General features: G+C 68.3%; 11 protein-coding genes and 1 pseudogene. 3 read left to right on the top strand and 9 right to left on the bottom strand.

All coding sequences use genetic code 11. The features are described from left to right. Positions 1–66: 66 nt before the first annotated feature. Positions 67–1,668, top strand: coding sequence for a restriction endonuclease (locus ACFVVU_RS26740; protein ID WP_387792666.1), 1,602 nt, complete (start codon positions 67–69; stop codon positions 1,666–1,668). On the opposite strand, the gene ACFVVU_RS26745 is transcribed toward ACFVVU_RS26740, so the two are convergent. The 4 genes from ACFVVU_RS26745 to ACFVVU_RS26760 form a co-directional block, all read right to left on the bottom strand. Continuing rightward, positions 1,631–1,927: a DUF2255 family protein gene (locus tag ACFVVU_RS26745; protein ID WP_387792668.1), complete on the bottom strand. Its 297-nt coding sequence runs from the start codon at positions 1,925–1,927 to the stop codon at positions 1,631–1,633. The genes ACFVVU_RS26740 and ACFVVU_RS26745 overlap by 38 nt on opposite strands. 113 nt (positions 1,928–2,040) lie before the next feature. Continuing rightward, positions 2,041–3,486, bottom strand: coding sequence for a hypothetical protein (locus ACFVVU_RS26750; protein WP_387792669.1), 1,446 nt, complete (start codon positions 3,484–3,486; stop codon positions 2,041–2,043). Positions 3,487–3,979: 493 nt separating this feature from the next. Further along, positions 3,980–4,984 carry an SEC-C metal-binding domain-containing protein gene (locus tag ACFVVU_RS26755; protein WP_387792671.1) on the bottom strand — a complete coding sequence of 335 codons (1,005 nt, stop codon included), beginning with the start codon at positions 4,982–4,984 and terminating at the stop codon, positions 3,980–3,982. A 224-nt stretch (positions 4,985–5,208) separates the two neighbouring features. After that, positions 5,209–5,676, bottom strand: coding sequence for a hypothetical protein (locus tag ACFVVU_RS26760; RefSeq protein ID WP_387792770.1), 468 nt, complete (start codon positions 5,674–5,676; stop codon positions 5,209–5,211). Here ACFVVU_RS26760 and ACFVVU_RS26765 point away from each other — a divergent pair. Next, positions 5,587–5,886 (top strand): annotated as a pseudogene (locus ACFVVU_RS26765) (ISL3 family transposase); the annotation flags it as partial. The gene ACFVVU_RS26760 and the pseudogene ACFVVU_RS26765 sit on opposite strands and share 90 nt — an antisense overlap. 240 nt (positions 5,887–6,126) lie before the next feature. Here the strand turns inward: ACFVVU_RS26765 and ACFVVU_RS26770 are convergent. The 4 genes from ACFVVU_RS26770 to ACFVVU_RS26785 all read right to left on the bottom strand — a co-directional run bounded on the left by ACFVVU_RS26770 (position 6,127) and on the right by ACFVVU_RS26785 (position 15,289). Beyond that, positions 6,127–6,633 (bottom strand): hypothetical protein, encoded by a 507-nt coding sequence (locus ACFVVU_RS26770; protein WP_387792771.1) that lies wholly within the window; start codon positions 6,631–6,633, stop codon positions 6,127–6,129. Continuing rightward, entirely contained in the window at positions 6,630–7,250 is a 621-nt protein-coding gene (locus tag ACFVVU_RS26775; protein WP_387792765.1) for a Hint domain-containing protein, read from the bottom strand. Before ACFVVU_RS26775 ends, ACFVVU_RS26770 begins: the two co-directional genes overlap by 4 nt. A gap of 129 nt (positions 7,251–7,379) precedes the next feature. Continuing rightward, positions 7,380–7,940 carry a hypothetical protein gene (locus tag ACFVVU_RS26780; RefSeq protein WP_387792672.1) on the bottom strand — a complete coding sequence of 187 codons (561 nt, stop codon included), beginning with the start codon at positions 7,938–7,940 and terminating at the stop codon, positions 7,380–7,382. After that, positions 7,940–15,289 (bottom strand): RHS repeat-associated core domain-containing protein, encoded by a 7,350-nt coding sequence (locus tag ACFVVU_RS26785; RefSeq protein ID WP_387792674.1) that lies wholly within the window; start codon positions 15,287–15,289, stop codon positions 7,940–7,942. Before ACFVVU_RS26785 ends, ACFVVU_RS26780 begins: the two co-directional genes overlap by 1 nt. A 618-nt stretch (positions 15,290–15,907) precedes the next feature. Between ACFVVU_RS26785 and ACFVVU_RS26790 the strand changes: the two genes are divergently transcribed. After that, positions 15,908–19,486, top strand: coding sequence for a ricin-type beta-trefoil lectin domain protein (locus ACFVVU_RS26790; protein WP_387792675.1), 3,579 nt, complete (start codon positions 15,908–15,910; stop codon positions 19,484–19,486). 217 nt (positions 19,487–19,703) lie between these two features. On the opposite strand, the gene ACFVVU_RS26795 is transcribed toward ACFVVU_RS26790, so the two are convergent. After that, on the bottom strand, positions 19,704–20,555 hold the full coding sequence (locus tag ACFVVU_RS26795) for a hypothetical protein (RefSeq protein WP_387792677.1): 852 nt from the start codon (positions 20,553–20,555) through the stop codon (positions 19,704–19,706). Between the last annotated feature and the right edge of the window lie 228 nt (positions 20,556–20,783).

Consider the following 20,783-nt stretch of genomic DNA (forward strand, 5'->3'; position numbering starts at 1 on the left):
GTATGGCGCCGGGTCGGTTAGGGCAAGGTGGTAGCGGCACAAGATGTATGAGCATGAGGAGGGCCAGTGGCGGGAGGGTCGGCGCGTCCGAAGCGGCAGCCGGACTATGCGGCGCAGGCGCGGCGGGCCGAAGCCGAGCAGCGCAGGTTCCAGCAGCAGGCGGAGCGTGAGCGCAAGGCCTCGGAGGCCCGTGCCAAGCAGGCTGAGCGGGAGCAGCGTGCTGCCTACGCGGTGGCGCGGGCCCAGGAGGCGGTGGACCTCACAAGCGTGGCAGAGGACGATGCCGAGAAGCTGCGGACGCTTCTCACCCGGTCGGTCCGACACGCGACTCCGTTGTCGTTCAGCGCGCTTCGCCAGCAGTTCACGCCTGCTGTATTCGTGGCTGGCAAGTTGGACCGTGCGGTGGCGGCACCACGGTGGGAGGACTTCGAACCGCCCGCTCGGCGTGGCCTGCTGGCCTCGCTGGGATTCGCCAGCCCGCGCTACGAGGCTGCGGTCGAGGAAGCCCGGCGGCGCTTCGACGAAGCGCTCGGCGAGCACGCCCGAGGAGAGAAGAAGCGGGTGGCCAAGCTCGCGGAGCGCCGGGCTGCGCACAACTCGAAGGTCCGAGAGGCTGCCGAGCGGGTCCACGCGTTCAACGCCGCGTTAGCAGAGCGGGAAGCGGCATACCGGGCCGGAGACGTCGAGGCCGTGGAATGGTTCGTCGACCAGGTGCTGGCTGCGTCTGTCTATCCCCTCGGTTTCCCAAAGCGGCACCAGGTGTCCTACCAGGCCGACACCGGTGATCTCCTTGTGCAGTTGGACCTGCCGCTGGAGGACGTGGTGCCGCCGGCCCGTTCCTTCAAGTACGTGAAGACGCGGGACGAGATCGTTCCTGTGCCGCGGCCCGAGAAGGAGCGCAAGGAACTGTACGCGTCGGTGCTCGCCCAGAGCGCACTTCGCACTCTGAACGACGTATTCGTCTCCGACCCGGACCGGGTCATCCGGTCCATCGCCCTCAACTGCCACGTCGACACTATCGACCGTGCCACGGGACGCGGTGTTCATCCGTGCCTGATCACCCTGCAAGCGAGCAGGGAGGAGTTCGAGGCCCTCGTTCTGACGCAGGTGGAACCCCGGTTGTGTCTCCAGCGGCTTCGGGCTCTCGTCTCCCCGAACCCCTACGAGTTGGAACCGGTGCGCCCGCTGGTGACGTTCGACCTGTCGAAGTTCAGGCTGATGGACAGCATGGACGTGGTTGCCGGCCTTGACAGCCGACCGGTGCTGATCGACCTTTCGCCCCTCGAGTTCGAGCACTTGGTCCGTCAGCTCTTCGAAGCCATCGGCATGGAAGGGTGGAACACGCAGCCTTCCAAGGACGAGGGGGTGGACGCCGTCGTGATGAACACCGACCCGGTGATGAAAGGGCTGTGTGTCATCCAGGCCAAGCGCAGCCGCAACGTGGTGCCCTTCGAGACCGTCTCGGCCCTGGCCGGCGTCGTCGAGCACAAGCGAGCGGCGAAGGGCATCCTGGTCACCACCTCCTGGTTCGGCAGAGCCAGCCAGGCATTCGCCCAGGACCACGGCCGACTCGAGCTCCTCGACGGAGCCAACCTGGTCCACCTCTTCAAGGAGCACCTGAATCTCGACGTCATCCCCGGCCCAGTTCCCCCCAAGCGTCGAACCTAGAGGCGCCGTTCGCTCCACTCCGGGCGAGCGCTCGGCGGGGCGGGAGTTTGAGGGTTGACTCGCGCGCGGCCGGGGTGAGGATGTATTCGATGATGCTCGGAGAGCGCCCGTCGTAGGTGCGGCGGTACGCAGCGTCGGCTCCGGTGCAGGCACCGAAGTCCGCTTCATCGAGAGTGACCTCTCTGTCGACCCCGCCAGCATGGATGCCGCCCTGATCGCGGCTCTCGCCGCAGAACCAGCGGTTGCATGGCCCCTGCATGTGTGGGTGCGCAGGCAGGGGCCATCGCACATCACGCTGGCCGTGTGTTGCAACGACCGCTGGAAACCGCCCCTCGTCCCTGGCCCCACCACCCTGTGCGGCGCAGGGGTCGTTCAGCGGCGGAAGCCGCGGTGCGGGTCGCGGATCTTCACGTTCCCGAACGGGTTGAACCAGGCTGCCGCGCGTAGGTCGCCCATACCAATCTGCTGGTTGGTTTCGCCGTCCGGGTCCTCAATGCCGTCAAAGCGGGCGTTGTAGAGCATGAGGACGTCGGTGTCCTGGAAGAACATGTCCGTGCAGGCGTCAAAGTCGTAGTCGTCGCGGTGGACCGGCAGCGCGGTGTGGTCGGGATCGTCCGTTTCACCGAGTTCGTCGTGCAGGTCGCGGGCGTCGTCGAGGGCGAAGTGGAGGGCGAGTTCTTCGGCGGTGCAGGTCGGCTGCGGCCACCGGCCGTGTTCGAGGTCGTCGGCGAGGTCGTCGGCGGCGCGGGCGAACCGGCGGCGCCACTGGAGGTCCGCAGCGAACGTCAGCTTCGGCATCCGCGCGAACACGCCCCAGTTGCCCTCGTGCGCGCCTTCCACCAGGCGCTCGTCGCCGAGTTCCGCGGCATCGTCGTACGCCTCATCGGCGAGGACTGCGAGCGCGGTGTGGAGCAGGTCCGCGGTGCGGGGGGTCAGCTGCCACAGGCAGCCCTCGTCCTCGCACTCAGGGTCGTCGCAGTGGAGCGGCTCCGACGCGAACAGCGCCGCGAAGTCCACGCCCTCCTCGGTCGGGTCGCTGTCGCCGGGCTGTTCCGATGCCCGGTGCAGCCAGCCCCTTCCGAAGTCCTCCACAACGGGCTCCGGGCTCCATTGGGCCACTTCATGGCCCTCGTCCGACCGCAGCCGGCGCGCCTTGCCGAGGTCGAGGAGGCTGTCGGCGCCTTCGACCTCGGATCCGGAGTCGGCGAGCCACATCACCGCTCCGACCACGTCGTGCGGGTCGTCCTCGTCCAGTTCCGAGGCCGGCAGCGGACTCCAGCCTCGGTCGGTGGCGGCCTCCAGCAGAGCCTTCCGGTCGTGGACGTGGAATTCCCGCAGGACGGCGAGGCGTACGACCGGCCCGGCGAGATCGCTCAGCCGGGCGTGGTGGGGTGTCCGGACGATCCGACCATCGGTTCCTTCCTCCTCCGCGCCGTCCAGGTCGACCTCCGGGTCGTCGAAGGGCCTCCTGTCGCCGAAGCCGTCCGAGTGTGCGGGCCAGTTGAAGAGTGATCCTGCGGCGGACGGCCAGGTTCCGGCGCGTGTGTGGGCCACCGCCTGCCGGAGGGAGGCCGCGGGCGCATCAGGAAGCTGTCGGCACAGGTGCTCGACGTGTTCCTCCGAGGCGTCGGAGTTTGAACGCAGAGCGCGGAGCAGTTCGGCTGTCAGTTGGGCGAGTTCGGGCTCTCGGCAGGTGAGGACGGCCTGGAGCGAGTCCGGTCCGTCCTGGTGGCCGACGAGCGCCAGGACGCGGCTCTTGCTGGCTGTGTGCTCGCAGAAGAAGTCGCGGGGCACGGCGGTGGGATGGTGCAGGGGCATGCGGAGGACTCCGGAGGAAGGGGATGGCCAGGTGCTGCCGCACAGGCGTGGAGTTCCGCTGGTTGACGCGCTGCTGACGCGTCCCCGGACGGGTGGCGAAGGTGTCGACCGTGGCTGGTTCCGCCGATGCCGTCGGCGGCCCGGACCCGAGTCTGCCGATCACCGTACCCGACGGCAGCACTCGTGTCCGCCTCGAAAGCCGGATACGTCTCGAACTCGGAAACCTGGCTGGCCCTGCGGCTCATGAGGCTGCCCTGTTGAGCCGCACGGACGCCTCCGCCGTCCAGGTCGCCGCCTGACCGGTCGCGGGCCGAGCGACGCGCCGAGAGCGAGCGGCGATCTGGAAACGGTCCACCGGTGGACGACTTCAAAGGCTTGATCAGGTGTCGGGCGTGTGCACTCCGCGGTCATGGCATGCCGGGGCGGCCGGTGTCTCTGAGCCCGGTCGACGTGCCGCAGAGGATCCGCCGCCACTCCCGGCGTACTCAGCTCCTCACAACCCCGCCGGGTGGCAACGGCCGGCCTTCCGGCCGGAGCCACAGGGACACGCGGCGTTCTTCGGGACCGCACGCCCCGGCCCCGTGGGCCTGGCCTTGGGAGCCGTACGGCCGGTCGTCTGCGCCATGCCGTCCGCCCGCCAGCGGGCAAGCGCCGCCGGAAGGCGGTCACCTTGCTCGAGCAGCCACTGTGCCGCCGCTCGACCGGACTCATAGGGGAACGTCTCCGCCGCATTGCGCAGTCCGCCGTCGGCGAGGAACGCCGCCGCGATGGTGGCGTACGAGGGCCCCTGGAAGGTCTTCATCCCGCTCAGGCGGAAGACGTGGCGGGCGTATCGCGCCCCCGCCATGACGGCCGCGCCGGTGACCGTCGCGCCGGGGGCGTCCTCGCCTGGCGGCGTACTGGTGGCGTTGAAACGGTCCACCAGGGTCTTCTCGCTGGGAGAGAGCTCGATGTGCGTCTCCGCCGCCAGCAACTCCTGGTAGCGGTCGTGCAGTTCGCTGCGGTCGGAGTAGGTGAACCTGTCGACGGCGGAGGTGTGGGAGAAGTGCACGACGTGCATGTCGTCCTGCAGTCCGGAGGTTTTGATCTCCACGGCATCCGTGTTCGCGTAGCCGGCCGCGAGCACGCTGGCCTGTCGACGTTGCCCTCGGCGGCCGTCGTCGCCCAGGCGTGCGCCCGGAGACGACAGGAACGGACAGACCTGTGCCGCGTAGACACCGCAGATCTCGTGTACCGGGGCCTCGCCGCTCCAGATGGCGTCGACGCTGCCTCCTTCCGGTATATGCATGGCGAACTGCCACCGTGCCTCGGCGCGGAACGGCAAACCGCAGACCGCGCACCAGTCGAAGGTTGCGAGGACCAGTTTGCGGTGCTCGTCGATCGAGCCGAAGTCGACGCCGTCGCTGCCGCGGTCCACCGTCGCGATCACTGGATACCCACGAGGGTCACGACTGAGATGCCCCAGGCGCTGGGGGATGGTGATGTCTCCGGGCTTCACGGCCGCTCCTAGATGATCTTCGCTGCACCTCGCAGTGAGCATATGGGCGATCTATGACAAGCACCCGGGAAACCAAGGACCGCAACCACCACCGAGAGCAGTTGCATCACTGGCGCCCATCTGGAGTAGCAGCCCGTCGGCGCCCACGATTACTCATCGTCTGCGGCCTCAAAGTGATCCCTGGGCCGAACACCTCGCCGCGGCTCCTGCCGGCGGCGCGGCGGTCAGGGCGCGTCGCGACGGTGTAGGGCCTGGACCTTGCTCTGCAGGTCGCCGACGATTCTGCGCCACTTCCCGGAGCCGCGCCCCGACCAGTGGCGCTCGCCGATCGGGTGCCAGTCGGCGAGTGCGGCCAGCTCTGCGGCGGTGGTCTCGAGGTCGGTGCGGTTGTGGCCGGCCCCTTGCAGGTCGAGATCCTGGGCAAGGTCATGGAGGCGATGTGCCGTGCGGCAGTAGGAGAGCTGGGTGTCGGTGAGCCTGCGGACGGCGTAGCCGCCGCACTTGCTGCACCAGTGGTAGTCGAGGTCGTCGCGACCGAGGAGCTCTGTGGAGACCAGGAGATCGTCGTCGTCCGCGACGCCGCGCTCGTTGGAGTGCCGGCACAGGATGTCTGCCGCGACGGCTCCGGCTCCTACGGCGAGGCGATCCGCCAGGCCCTGCCCGAAGCGGTGCAGGTCAGCGACAGGTGGCACCTGTGGAGCAACCTGTGCGGCAAGGTCCCGGCCGAGGTTCGCTCCCACACGGCCTGCTGGGCCACAGCCGTGAACCCCGCCCGCCCCGGCGGCGTGCGTGAGCAGACCACCCGCGAACGCTGGCAGCGGGTCCACGCGCTACTCGGCCAGGGCGTCGGGCTGCTCGAATGCGCCCGCCGCCTCGACGTCGCCCTCAACACCCCCGGTAGACAGCCAGGGCACCGCAGTCGGCGAGGTCGGTGGCGGCGCCGCTCCAAATGCCGGCGTGCAGGGACCGCTCCGCTGCTGGTGGGCGCCCTCACCTCACTACCATCCTCTTCACCACCGCCCACCTCCATTGCACGTCCCCGCCTGACGGAGACCCGCACGCAAAGCACCGGGAACCCCGGCCGGAATTCCCTCCGGCCGGGGTTCCCTCTTCACCGTGCGACTCCACAGAAGAGACGACCGCTACTTCACAAAGTCGCGAAATTCAACGAGAGCCATAGCCTCATCACAGAATCTCTCGAGATCGCCATAGTATTCAGGGAATCCACTCCGCCTAGTGGCGAACTTCACGGTGGCGCCATGCATCAGATAGTCCTCGCTAATTCCGACCGAAATTACGGCGACAAGCAGCCCGGAATTAATCAAGGGGTGGGCCGCCCTCAGTGCAGCATCGGCGAATTTCCGAGATCGAGCCACGGAACATCTTAGAAAGATCTCCCGATCTTCGGGGAAGTCGTCACACGGAATATATACATCATTCACCTCCAACTCGTGCTGCGGAACTATCCCAGCCTCCCAGTCCTGACGCCATCCGCCCCCGTCTTCATAGCAGCCGGCGAGGACCAACGCGCCAGCCGGGCCGGTCCGCCAACCGCTCGTGACAAGGGCTTGCAGATCCTCCGGAAGTCCCGGGTCCGCCGCCTCCGCATCGGACTGCCACAGCGACGCCATCAGGGAATTCATCTTCACCGATTCAACCCCAGATACTTGAAGGCCTTGTTGAGAGAGCTTTCCGAAACCTGCTTGGCCAATCGCGATGAAAGGGCTTCACCATTCTCAGTGATCCAGTTCCCAGTGGCGGGTTCGTAGTAGTACTTTCTCGGGTCTGCGCCACGCCCCATGAACTGAAGGTGGATTGCCGCGCCAGGCTTGCCCGGGCTCTGGTTCTCAATGTCCACACGAAACGAATTGTCCTTGGCTTTGAAAATGGTCTTACTGTTAACGACCGGCATGTTCGGCGAAGTAGTCAGGGAGCAACTGTCCGGCGGCTTGTTGTGGACCAGAACAGGCACGGCGCCGGCCAGTACATAGTACGTGTGGAGGTTCGAGACCGTCAGATCATAGGTCTGCTCCTCGTCCACGCGTATCCCTATCCCCGTCAGCGCCACGGATCCCCCAAATGGGGTCTGGAGCAGGGCTCCGACCCGCAGGTCACGAGCCTCTTCCCATCGCTGGGTCACGGTGTTCCAGAACGGGTGGTGTGCGGTCGTCGTCAGGGGGGTGGGATTCGCACCGACTTGCCGACCATCCTCCCTGGGAGCTTCGACCGTGAGGTCGGTGAACTCCCGGTCACCGACGAGCGCCAGGGGCTTGCCCTACTGAAATTCGACCTTCCGTTCAGGTTCGACACCCAGGAAAAGCAGGGAACCCCGGCCGGAATCTCTTCCAGCCGGGGCCCCATTACGTCACTCTACCTAAAAAACCATACTGGGGGTTCACGCAGAAATATGCCAGCCTGCACATTCTGCAAAAACTTGCGCAATTTCTCGACGCTTCGCATAATTAGAGCGGATCTTCGCGAGGCGCACATTGTATGCATTTATCGCATCAGGCCCGCCCACGGAAAGAACTTGAAGGTCCCCCTCGCGCCAAATATTCTCAACCCCGCGAAGCGTTGTACTGACTCCACGAAACTCAGGCCTCAAGTACCCGCCACCAGCATGAAGTAGGTCATCACAGGAGCTCCAGAAATTTCCAACACTTGATTCGATCCTCCATTCGCGATCGGATGCGGAAATTTCGCGAGAAATTGCCAGGATCGCCACACCGGCGGCAGTGGACTGAAAGTACGTCGGCGCCGAGGAGTCTTCCAACGGTCCGATCTCTCGCCGCCAACTCTCCAGTTTTGCAATTTTCTCGGAATATTCACGGACATCAGAAGCGCCAAGCGACACTATGATGTCATCAATTTCTTCCATCCGAGAGGTTCCGGAAACCTCCAGAATTGGTCGCATCCTGGCGAGAGACAATCCGCCGGCCAGCATCCACAATTCCATCAGCCGCTCCTCCTTGTAACCACCCTCCAGGGCGTATTCTTCGACTGCCCACTCCCCTTCCCGGTCTCACTGGGCGATAGGCCTACCAGCGGGCCTGTCGCCTGACTGAAACAGGATGGGCACATCCTAGTCGACGAGGCCATACCTACGACCTCCCAATCACTTCCGAGTTTATTCATGATCGCAGCTTCGGCGTGTCCAGCTCCGGAAACGTAGCGCTCTCCACGCAGGGGGGCATTTCCATTCTTCCACTCTTCAGGCAAACCAACCCGCTCCGTCGCCACCCACGTTTCGACCACTTTAGGGTTATTTACATTTCGAACCTGGGCAACTGCTACAGTCGTTTCCTTGTCGGTTCGGGTTCCGTATAGCTCATAGGCTCGAGCGAGCAGAGCCGCTTCGCAATTATGGACGAGGACTGCCGTCGTTCCGGCCAAGACGTAGTACGTATGGAGGTTCGAGACAGTGAGGTCATAGGTGCGTGCTTCGCCAACACGGCTCTGAGTTTCGGCCAGTGCCGCCGTGCCACCGTTTGACTGCTGGACCAGTTCGCCGACCGTTAGATCGCGGGCCTCTTCCCATCGCTGGGTGACGGTGTTCCAGAAGGGGTGGTGCGAAGTCGTTGTAAGAACGGCCGGCCTTGTGCCGGTGGCGCGATCGTCGACGTCGGATGTCTGAAACGAGAGGTCCGTGAACTCCTTGTCGTAGTCCGTGGCGATCACATCGGTGACGGTCTCCGGCCGGTTGATCCCCCGTTGAGGGTCGGCGGAAAGGACCTGGTCTCCTGCCTCAACCTGCTCGATCGGGACCAAGGTGCCATCCGCCATCAGAACGAGTGTTCCGGCGACGAAACTGTGGCACGTCAGTGACCAGCCACTTCCGTAGTCAATGTCATATGCGCCCGGACCCGAGGTGTTCTTGTCTCCGAACGAACCTTCAGTGTTCGTCTCGAAGTGTCCGTTGTTGCCGTCTCCGCAGGCGCTATGGAAAGCACAGGAGTTGATCAGCAGGCTGGATCCACCCACAGGAGCCAGTTGCCCGCTCCCTCCGAAGCCGTTGATCATCGCGATGCTCTCGATCACCGCCTGGACTTCGTCTGTGCAGGCGGGGCCGATGGCCTTGCACGCGGCGGCGAGGGCGCTGTTCTCGTCCTTCAGCGTCATGAACTCGCGGTGCTTCGTGCTGACCTCGGCCTCATAGGCCTTTAGGAGCTTGCGGGCCAGACCAGAGCCGTCGTCCTGTACGGCGACGGTCATCGTGATGGCGACGTAGGTCTTCCGGGTGGAGGTGGCCTTGGCAACCGAGGCCGAGCCGTTGCCTCCGATGTCCCCGCCCGTTCCGCCAGTCGCCCCCGTGTCGGAAGCGGCGGGGGCGACGGTGCCGGAGGCGGTGGGGGCACCCGCAATGGGGGCCGCAGCGTCCTCCTCCGCTTGGGTGGCCTTGGCGCAGGCTTCGGTGACGCAGTAGCTTGCGGAGAGGCCGTTGGGGTCGCTGGCGTTGACGGGGTCGTTGTAGGAGTAGGCGTAGGCGTTCCACTGCTGTGGGCTCGCCGGGTCAAGGATGGGGTCGGGGCTGATGAAGCGGCCCGTCGCCGGGTCGTACTGGCGCGCCCCGAGGCTGGTGAGGCCGGTGATGTCGTCCTTGAGGCCGCCGACGAAGCCCTTGGTGCCGGCCCAGGCGGAGGCCGCGGGCTGGGTGCCGCGGGGGTTGCCGAAGGGGTCGGTGGGCCGCCGGGTGACGGTCATGGCCGTGTCGGTGCCGATCTGCAGGCCGTTGGTGCCGTGCGGGTCGGCGGCCTGGATGACGACGGTGCCGCCGCCGACCGGGGCCGTGACCCGGGTGAAGGTCAGGCCGCCGCCACCCGCGAGGGTGCGGGTGTTGGTGGTGGCCTGGGTTGCCGTGTCCAGGGTGAGCTCGTCGGTGCCGACCAGGATCGTGGTCTTGCCGGGGCTGTGCCGGACCAGTTGGTTGCCGTCCGCGTCGTAGACGTAGGTGGTGTCACCGGCCGTGCCGGTCTTGCTGACCGTGGTCGGCTTGCCCTCGGCGTTCCAGGCCAGGCTGGTGGTGCCGGAAGTGTCGGTGATCGCGGTGGTGTTGCCGACCTCGTCGTACTGGTAGCGGGTGGTCTTGCTCCCGGCCGGGCCGTTGGTGACCGAGCTCAGCAGCGCGTGCGGACCACCCGTGCCGCCGCCGGTGTTGGGGGCGATGGTCGGGGTGTTACGGGTTCCGGCGGCGCCGAACACCGAGGTCATGGTGGTGTCGTTCAGGCTGTTGCCCGTGATGTCGTGCTGGACCAGGCCGGTGCGGTTGCCCGCGGCGTCGTAGCTGTAGGTGTTCCAGTACGGCGCCGGACCGCCGACGGTGCGCCCGCCCGGGCTGACCACCGCCGGGCCGGTGGCGTTGTCGCAGCCACCCGTGCCGGGGACGGCGTTGGAGCTGCCGGTCCCGTGCTTGACGCCGGAGGAGTCTGTCCAGTCGGCGGTGGTGTGGGTGCCGCCGGTGTCCGCCCAGGCGTTGGTCAGCCGGCCGATGCCGTCGTAGGTGAAGCACTGCAGGTCCCGGTCGCGGGCCTCCTGGAGGTTGGTCACCGAGGTGATCCGGCCGGACTGGGTGTACGTGTAGCTGGTCTGGTCGGCCGAGACCGTGCCGTTCTGCCGGTCGACGAAGGAGTTGATGACCCGTCCGGTCGCCCAGTCGTACTGCTGGGTGGAAGCGACCTGGCGGCCGTAGGTGCCGACGGTGGTGCGCACGGGCCGGGAGGCGGCGTCGTAGATGACCTCGGCCACCACGGACTTCTTGAGGCTCTTGCTGGAGGTCATCAGGCCGGTCTCGTTGTACGAGTAGCCGATGGTCTCCGATGGGAGCCCGCCCGCTGCTGGCAGCGTCATGGTGTCTACCAGCCCGAGGACCGGGTCGTAGGTCGCCTCCGTGGTGTAGGTGCCGGCCAGGGCGCCTTCGGCGGAGGGGATGGTCACGGCGGTGCCGGTCGGCCGGTAGGCGATGTCGTAGCCGGTGACGGCGTTGACGTACGCCGCACCGCTCGCTCCGCCCACGTAGCGTGTGGAGGAGGTGGGCTTGCCCTTGGCGAGTGTGTCGAAGGTCCAGGAGGCGAGCAGGTTCGCCGGGGCCACGCCGCCGTTGTACTGGCCGGTCTTGCGGCCGATCAGATCGTACGTGTACGAGAGCGTGTTGCCCTTGGCGTCGACGGTGTGGTCGACCCGGGAGTTGGCGTCGTAGTACATCCGGGAGGTACCGGCGTCCGGGTCGGTGACAGAGGTCTGTCGGCCCAGCAGGTCGTAGGTGTAGTTCCAGGTGTTCCCGGAGTGGTCGGTGTGGGTGGCTGGCTGGTCTAGCGCGGTGTAGGTGTAGGTGCTGATGTCGGCGTCGGCCGGGTTGCCCGTCGCCGTCGCGGTGCGGTACTGCCAGGACGCCGTGGTGCGGCCTCGTGCGTCGGTGATCGTGGTGGTCGGCGAGGCGCCGGCCGGCGGGGTCACGTCCACCCGGTCCGCGCCGGGGTAGGCGGTGGTGGTCGCCCACTGGAGGTTGGCGTTGGAGCGGAACTCGGCGCGCACCGGGCGGCCGAGGCCGTCGTACGACGTCCAGGCCTGCGAGGGCACCTGCGAGTCCTGCGGCAGGTAGAGCGCGGTGCTGGGCGCGGTGGTCGCCTCGTAGTAGGGCGCCGAGGTCTTGATCACCCAGCCGTGCGAGTCGTACACGGTGTCGGTGATCAGCCGGCCGGTGGCCCGGGCGTCACTGGTCCGCTGGACCTGCCGGATGCGGCCGAGGCCGTCGAACAGCTCGCGCTGGCCCGAGTAGGTGCCGCCGGAGCGCTGTAGCCACTCACTGGTGATCACCGAGGGGCCGGCGGTGCCGTTGACGGCGTAGCTGAACCGTTGGTTGGGCAGTTCGTCGAGGCCGCGGCCGGGGATCCACACGGCGGTGCGGCGGCCGAGGCCGTCGTACTGCTGGGTGGTGGTCCGCTGGTTGGTGTCGGTCTCGCTGAGCGCCTGGCCGCGGCCGGGCTCCTGGCTGACCACGGCCGTCCAGCCGGCGCCGAGCGGGCCGGTGGTGGTCACGGTGGTCGGGAAGAGTCCGGTGGCGGGGCTGCGGGTGGTGGTGGTGACGGCCGGGGTGAGCGTGGCGCCGCTCAGCTGCGCGCCGGCGGCGTCGTACACCGACCCGTCCGGGGTGGCGGTGGTGACGGTGCGGCCGTAGGCGTCGTAGGTGGTGCTGCCGCCGTGGGTGTAGACCGGGTTGCCGGCCGCGTCGTAGTGGTCGAGCACCTGGACGCCGGAGGCGTCACCGGTGGTCCCGGCCTGCTTGAACGGCCGCCCGTCGTACAGCGTCCGGCTGCCGCCGACGGTGTTCGCCGCGGTCGCAGCAGTGCCGCAGGGGCCCTGCACGGTGGTCCGCTGGGCGGGCAGGATCATCAGCAGCGGGTTGTCGGAGACCGCGTACGTCAGCGTGGTGCACAGCTCCGGGGTGGCGGCGGTGCCGTCGCCCTTGTCGGCGGTGTGCAGCACCCGGTTGCCGTGCGCGGGGTCCGTGGTGGTGACCTTGGTGGTGGTCCGCCAGCTGCCGTCCGCCAGCTGGGCCCTGCTGATGTCGGTGACCTGGGAGTCCGGGTAGCGGGCGTAGATCTTCGGTGCGCCGGCGCTCTGGCTCTGGGTCGCGGTCTCCTGCTGGCCGGAGCGCACGCTGCCGGAGACGGCCTTCACCGTGCCGCCCGCCTGGTCGAAGACCTCGGTGGCAACGGGGGTACCCGCCAGCCAGTCGCTGTCCTTGACGGTGCCGCCGAGCGGGCTGGCGACCTCGACGCTGCGGGTGTCGCCGTTGGCCTTGTAGTCGCCGTCCATGCCCCGCAGATAGGTGACCTTCTTCTGGGTCTTCGGTGCCTCGCCCGGGAAGGCGCTGCCGGTCGTGGTGGTGACCGCCTGGTAGCCGCGGAAGTAGTCCCAGGTACGGGCCTTGGGGTCGGTGAACTCGGCGTCGTCCCGGTGCCAGGCGGCGGTGCCGTGGTAGGTGTACTCGGTGGTCCGGGTGACCGAGGGGCTGGTGACCAGGTCCTGCTCGGTGACCGTGCGCACCATCGGCTTGTTGAACCAGTCGTTGACCGGTAGCACCTCGGTCTGGCCGGGCAGTGGGATCCGGCCCGGCGGGTACCAGTTGACCGGCATGCAGGCCATGGTGTTGCTGTCGGCCGAGGCCGGCATGTGGTTGTTGACGCGCGAGCACTCGGGGTCGGTGTAGAGGACGTTGATCCGGCCGCCGGTCTCGGTGGTGATCTCCTTGATGCGCGGGCGCATGAACCAGAACGAGGCCGGGTCCGTGCCGTCCACCCGGTTCTGGATCATCTTGTAGGCGAAGGTGACCGGCTTGAGCGCCGTGTCCGGGCGGCCGTTGCTGCCGCTCCGGGTGATGGAGTCCAGTTGCAGGGTCCGCTTGCTGCCGTCACCCGGGTCCGCCAGGGTCTGGCCGAGCGCCCAGCTGTCCACCGTGACGGGACCGGAGGCGGTCGCCACCTGCGTGGTGATGGAGGTGAGCCGCTTGGTGGAGAAGAAGGTCGGCGCGTAGTTGGTGCAGGTGCCCGAGGACGCGCAGATCTGGTCGACCGGCACGTCCGGCCAGAAGTCCGCGTTGGCGGTGGTGCGCTGGCTCTCCGCGCAGGTGATCGCCCCGCCGGGGTTGCAGCGCTCGGCGGTGGCGTCGAACTTCACCAGGGCGCCCGGGGTGAGGGTGCCCTTGGCGGCCTTCTGCTCGTCGTAGCGCTGGTTGTAGGCGATCTGTGTCAGCGTGGTGGCGCGCTCGTAGGAGGTGAGGGTGCCGGAGCCGTTGTTCTTCCCGCCGCCGCGGCTGTAGTGGTTGGTCTCCGGCGCGTAGCGGTAGGTGATCAGGTTCTTGTGCGGGTCGACGACGTAGTCGAGCTGCCAGCGCCAGGCCATCTGGCACCAGGAGCCCTTGCCGGTGGACGCGCTGTAGCAGGGGTCGCCCGGGTTGGGCGAGTAGACCGGGCTAGTCAGCACGGACTGGGCGGCGGGGTCGGTGGCGTCGCCGCCGGGCAGGTGGTTGCTGCCGAAGTAGTACTCGGTGCCGTCCGGGGTGGTGATCCGCCAGTACTCGGTGTCCTTGTACTCGCGCTCGCCGGCGGCGTGCGGGGCGCCGGTCAGCTGCTCGACCTTGGAGCCGTCGTCGCTCTGCAGGTGCCAGACGCCGGTGGTGTCGTCGCGGACCAGGGTGCCGGAGCGCCCGGCCAGCGAGAGGGTGGCGTTCTGCCCGCCCCAGCAGCGGTCGCCGGAGTCCTTGATGCCCTTGTCGCCGCCCTTGTCGCAGGTGCGGTAGGAGCGCTCAATGAAGCCGGGCTCGTACGACCAGCCGTCACCGATCCAGGAGGACTGGGAGTTGGTCGCCGAGGTCAGGCCGTCGACGGCTGAGGAGTTGTAGCCGAGCACCACGGACGGTGCCAGGCCGCCGATGGTCGGCGGGATCTGGATCGTGTAGTTGTAGGTGAAGCTGCCGACGTTCGAGCCGGCGCTCCACTCCATCGACGGGGCCAGCGCAGTCGCCGCGTAGCTGCCGCCCGCCCCGGACGGGGTCGGCTCAGCGGACAGGACCATCGGGGCCGCCGCCGGAGCAGCCGACTTCGCGGACACGGTGGTACTGGAGGACGGCAGGACCACGTCGGCGGAGAGCTTGCCGCTCGCGTCGACGGTGGACTCCACCGCCGTCTTGGTCCGGCACTCCTCCCGCTCCGGGGTGGTCAGCGCACAGGCCGGCAGGGCGACCAGGCGGGCCCGGTCGGACCAGCCAGCGGCTTCAAGGCCCTTCAGATCCAGGACGACCTTGGTCCGCCGTCCCTCGGCGGACGGCGTGGCGTCCACGTCGGTCAGCGCGACCAGCGCGCTGCCGGCGCCGGCGGCCCGGCCCTTGGCGGTGTCCGTCACCTCGACGGACACCGCGGTGGCCTGCGGTGCGCCGGCCTCGCGGGCCGACGGCGACGCGGTCGGCGCCGTGCCGTCGCCGACGGGCGCGAGCAGCACCGGCAGGGTGCCGGCCCGGGTCGGCCCGGTGCCGCCCGAGGCCGGGGAGACCCCGCCGGTCGCGGCCCGGGCCGCCTTGGCCTCCGTCCCGTCGGCGCCCAGCCGGACGGTGGCCTTGCCGGGCACCACGGGCGCGGCCACGGCCGGCGTCCAGGTCTCCGGGCGCGACGCTGCCGACGCGGCGCCCTTCCCGTCCGGCAGGTAGTCGCGGCCCGCGACCGACGGCGTGTCAGCGCCGAGCGGTGTCTGCGCCGGGGACCAGATCAGGTCCTCCGACTCGGGTGCCGCCGCCCAGGCCACACCGGGCGGCACCACCACTCCTGTCAAAGTCAGGGCGAGCAGGGCGGCTAGACCGGGAGATCGACGGCCGCGCCGCCTCGCTCCCCTGTCCCGCCCCAGGGCATAACGAAGTTCCACTTCTGTCCCCTCCGTCAGAGGGCATGACGCAGCCTCAGGACCGGACCACGCCCCTCCGTAACCGATCGGGCACGGACATTAGTGATCACCGACCGTGGTCTGCCACCACGAATCGGGCGAACCGGAATTGGTTTATACCTTTGTTACCAGGGGCCTGTCGCACCAAAGAGACATGTAGTGACAAAGCAGCCTGGGGGTTTGACGATCCCCCAGGCCAGCCAGCATCGTTCGTCTCCGTACGCGCCGCCCGGGTGGGGCGGGCTTCACCGGAGGGGACCGATGTCGTCCATCAGAAACACCCAATCACCGCCGAACGGGATACCTCGCACCAGCCCTCGCAGGTCACCGAACCGCGTCCTCGCAGCACTCGGCACCAGCCTCGCGCTCGGCCTCGGGCTACTGGCCGGGACTGCCATCCCTACGGCAGCGGCCGCGCCGGCTCCCGCCGGCGGAACCGAGGCGACGGTCGTACCGATCAGCCCCCCGCCGGCCCGCACCCCCGAGCAGCAGGCCATGCTCGACGCCATCACCACCGCGAAGTCCACCGGCAAGCCCGTGGTCATCGAGGCGATGACCACCGAAACCTCCCGGACCGTCGCCAACCCGGACGGCACCCTCACCACCACCGACAACAGCGCACCCGTCCGCACCAAGAAGTCCGGAACCTGGGCCGACCTCGACGCCACGCTGCGCGCGAACCCCGACGGCACCCTCACCCCGGCCGTCTCCTCCACCCCGCTCACCTTCTCCGGCGGCGGCAGCGGCCCCATGGCCACGCTCTCCACCGAGGACGGCAAGAAGCTCTCCTTCGATGCCCCGTTCACCCTCCCGAAGCCGACCCTCAACGGCGCCACCGCCACCTACCCGGACGTCCTGCCGGGCGTCGACCTCCAGCTCACCGCCCTGACCGACGGCGGCTGGCGCGACGTCATCGTCGTCCGCACCACCGAGGCCGCCGCCAGTCCCGCCCTGAAGACCCTGCGCTTCCCGATCAAAGCCGCGGGACTGAACGTCTCCACCACCGACTCCGGCGATGTGGAGGTCAAGGACGACCAGGGCACCGTCCGCTTCCACTCCTCCCCCGCCCTGCAGTGGGACTCCTCCCGGCCCGCGCCGACCGCGGCCCCGGCCAAGTCGGCCGCGACGGGCCGCTCGGCGGCCGCCCGCAACGACCCCGACGCGCCCCCGCCACCACCCGCCTCCACCGCCGACGGCCCCGGCGTCGGCGCCAACGTCGCCGCGATCACCACTGCCGTCACCAACGGCGCCCTGGAGCTCACCCCGGACCAGGCCGCCCTGGGCTCCGGCACCGGCCCCTGGTACCTCGACCCCACCTTCACCGCCGCCGCCAGCTACTCCGAGGGCTCGGTCCAGGTCCAGGAGGCCTACAAGACCGCCAGGAACTACGACAAGAAGACCAACCTCGCCACCGGCTACTGCGGCTACCACAGCAGCAACCCTCAGTTGAACTGCGATGTCGAGGGCCGGGAGCGCGCGTACTTCAAGATCCGGATCAACCCGATCCTCTCCACCACCCCCAACGGAGCCCAGTTCCCGCCCACGATCTACACCGCCGCCCTCAACGGCCAGGTCAGCGAGGCTTCCAGCCCCGGCACCCCCACCGACCTCGGCGTCTACTCCGCGCCGCAGAGCCGGACCATCGGCGAGACCAGCGACTGGAACAACCAGCCGTGCGGCACCAACGGCAACATCGTCATGGAGGGCTGCGACTACGTCGGGACCCAGCGCGTCACCGGAACCGGACCGCTGGCCGTCGACGTCACCGGATGGATACAGCGGGCCGCCGCGGAGAAGTGGCAGATCTGGACCATCGGCATCGCCCCGCAGGCGACCGAATGGGAGAAGCTCTACCGCCACAAGATCGCCAGCAACCCCAGCATCGCCAGCACCTACGACATCACCCCCACTGTCTGGTACCCGCGCACCAGCCCCGGGCCGGGCTTCGCCCACGACCGCACCACCGCCGAGTGCACCAGCGGCGGCGTCCGGCCGTGGGACAACCCGGGCTGGGTGGGCAACAACCTGAACATCAGCCTGATCGCCAACACCTGGTCCCCCACCGGGCAGAGCGTCTACACGCGCTTTCACATGTGGGACGACAACGACTCCAACTTTGCTCTCGTCAACGGTGGTTGGGGTGGCAGTTACAACGACCCCGGCTACACCCTGCCAGTGAGCTCGCTCGCCGACGGCCACCAGTACGGCTGGTACGCCGAGGCCTTTGACGGCGCTCTCACCTCTCCGATGAGCGCCGGGTGCTACTTCCGCGTCGACCGCACCAACCCCCGCCTCAGCATCAGCTCCACCGACTTCCCGCCGTCCGGCACGCCCAACGACCACCCCACCCGCTACGCGAACGACACCAATCCGGCCACCTTCTACGTCAACGCCGAGGACCCGGCGCCCGGTGCCGGCCTGCAAGCTTCCGGCATCGCCTGCGTGCGCTTCAGCAGCGATCCGACCCCGGTCGTCGGGTGGCAGTGCGGCCAGTCCGGCACCTACGGCCCGGGCGCCCCGGTCCAGTTCACGCCGACCCGCTGGGGCACCAACACCGTCTACGCGTGGGCCATGGACGTCGCCGGCAACTACAGCCAGCGTGCCGACTACAACTTCTACGCCCCCTGGAAGCCCAACTCCGTCCCGACCTTCGGCGACACCGACGGGGACCGCATCCCCGACATCGTCATCCCCGACGCTGCCGGCAACCTGCGCACCCTGAGCGGCAACAACGACCCGGCGCGCGCGATCACCGCCACCGGCGTCAGCGCACCGCGCAAGGACGTCAACGACACCACCACCAGCTGGGCCGACTACCAGGTCACCCACCGCGGCACGCTCAACGAGTCCGGCAACCTGGACCAACTGATCGCGCACAACACCCGCGACACCGAGCTGAAGAAGTACCTCTACCTGATCGACAACGACGGCACCGGCCGGTACGACATCTATCAGAAGAGCACGCTGACCCGGCAGAAGGCCACCGCCTGCGCGGCCGTCCCGGCCTCCGGCCTGACCTGCCCGGCCAGCCGACCATTCGCCACCGACTGGTCCGAGATCAGCCAGATGGTCGCCATCGGCACCCCCGACGGCGAACTGACCAGCGGCGACCCGGAGGCTCCCACCGACCCGACCAAGGTCAAGATCATCAGCCAGACCTCCGTGCTCACTGTCGAAGGCGGCCGCCTCTGGCTGCACGACGCCAGCGAGTTGAAGTGGAACGACGTCAACTCTCCGGCCCTGCTCATCCCCACCGCGCCCAACAGCGGCAGCTGGGACGACTACGACCTCATCAACCCCGGCGCCGCGAACGGCCTGACCAAGACGCCCGGCTTCGAGGACGCCAACCAGGCCACCCTGTGGGCCCGACACCGCGCCACCGGCGACGTCTTCGCGTACCCGATCACCCGCGCCACAGACGGCAAGTCCGACTTCAGCGCACTGACCAAGCCCAACAGCGGCCGGCCGATCCTCCTCGGCACCGGCATCACGGCCAACAGCCACCCCAAGATCGGCGCCGCCGACTTCAACGGTGACGGCTACGCCGATCTCTGGGTCATCGACAACACGGCCGCCATCGCCATCTTCCCGGGCTACGGTACCGGCACCCCGGGCAAGGTCGACGGCTTCTCCAACTACTCCCTCATGGGATACGCCAACACCAGTGTCTCAGTGCACTCCAACCAGGTCTCCTGGCAGTGCGTCGACGCCGAGGGCGGCCCGCGCGACGGCGCCCAGATCGCCGTCTGGAACTGCTGGGACACGCCCAACCAGCGCGTCACTTTCGGCATCGACGGCACGATCCGCGCCGCCGGCTACTGCCTGACCGCACAGGATCCCTCCCTCGCCAACGGAACCAACGTCATCCTCGGCATCTGCAACAACCAGCCGGGCCAGAAGTGGGCGACGACTCCCGACGGCCGGATCTACCTCCCCGCCACGGCCAGTGCCACCGCACGCTGCCTGGAACGCCCAGGCTGGAACGCCAACCAGGGCACCCGTCTCGGCATCTGGGACTGCCCTGGCCTCCAGGCCAACCAGCAGTGGACCCTGAACCTCGAACCCAAGATCTGACCACCTGCCGAAAGCCTGCCCGTCCACGCTCCGAAGAGCGCGGACGGGCAGGCCCTTCTCACGCCCCGGCACCATCCAAAGTGATCCCACGGCCACCGCCGCAGAAGGGCAGCAGGGGCGGGCGGCCCGTCGGCCACGACGCCGAGCTCTACAGGACCGCCGACGAAATCCTCGAACGAATCACGTCATATCTTGAACGAATTCCTGGCGCAGGACACTAGGCGCCCGGGCCGACCGCTCCGCCCAGGGGCGGGACGTGGACCTTCTCGGCCGGGCCGAAGTTCCGGAATGTGCCTGAAGTGCGGACCCGGAGACCCTCGAACTCGACCAGCCGGTCGTAGCGGACCGTGCGACCTTGGGCGTCGATCCATTGGTCGAGCTGGAATTCCGTGGCGCGCTTGGCCTTTAGTATCTGGTAAAGCGAAACCTCCACCGTCCTGATCCGCTCCAGATCCACCGCGCCGGAGAGGTGGAAACACGGCGTGCCGTCGCAGCTCTCCACGCCCTTGTAGGCCGAGGGGCCGAGGGAAAGGAGCAGCTTGGCGTAGCTGTGGTAGTCCGGGATCCGGTCGCCCTGCGGGTCGACGCTCCAGCCGTCCTCGCTCCTGCGATAGGTTGTGCCGTTGTCGGCGACGATGATGTTGGGGTCCTCGCCGTCGCCTCCCAGGACGGTGACGGGACCCGATTTCGCTGTCTCGTGGAGTTCGCCGGTGCGGACCGGACCGTTGAGATTGACCCGGCCCTTCACGACCGTGGCCATCGCCGCGCCCTCGGACTTGAAATCCTGGGTGGCCGCGTACGGGGTCTTCTCCGCCAACACGAGCGCCTGCGCCGGGTCGATCTCCCCGCCCGCCGTAGTGGCAGCGGTGGGCGAGGCCGTCGTCGTGGCGGCGGTCGAGGCCTCGAACGTCGGTGCGGCGGTGGCGGGTGCGGCCGGGCTCGCGGTCGAGACGGCGGCCGGTGCCGGGCCCTCCCCGCAGCCCACCAGGCCGACGATCGAGACGGCCGCGAGGGCGACGGCGAGCACGGTGGAGCGACGCATGATCAGAACCATCTCCCAGGGCAGCAAAGGGAACGAGGAATCCTGACACATCACCCGGCCCGTGATCGAACCGTCTTCCGTCCCCGACCGCTACACCCTCCGCCGAACCGCCAAGGCGAGGAGCCGCTGGCGACGCAACGCGCGATGCAGCTGTGGACAGTTGGACGTCACGGTCGGTGCGTACTCCTCCAGTCTCCGGGCCGCCATGAGGTAGTCGCGGAGCGGGCCCGGCGGTGGGCAGTGCAGGTTCTCCGG

Origin of the sequence: Kitasatospora sp. NPDC057965 (assembly GCF_042887135.1) — a bacterium.
Lineage (GTDB): Bacteria > Actinomycetota > Actinomycetes > Streptomycetales > Streptomycetaceae > Kitasatospora.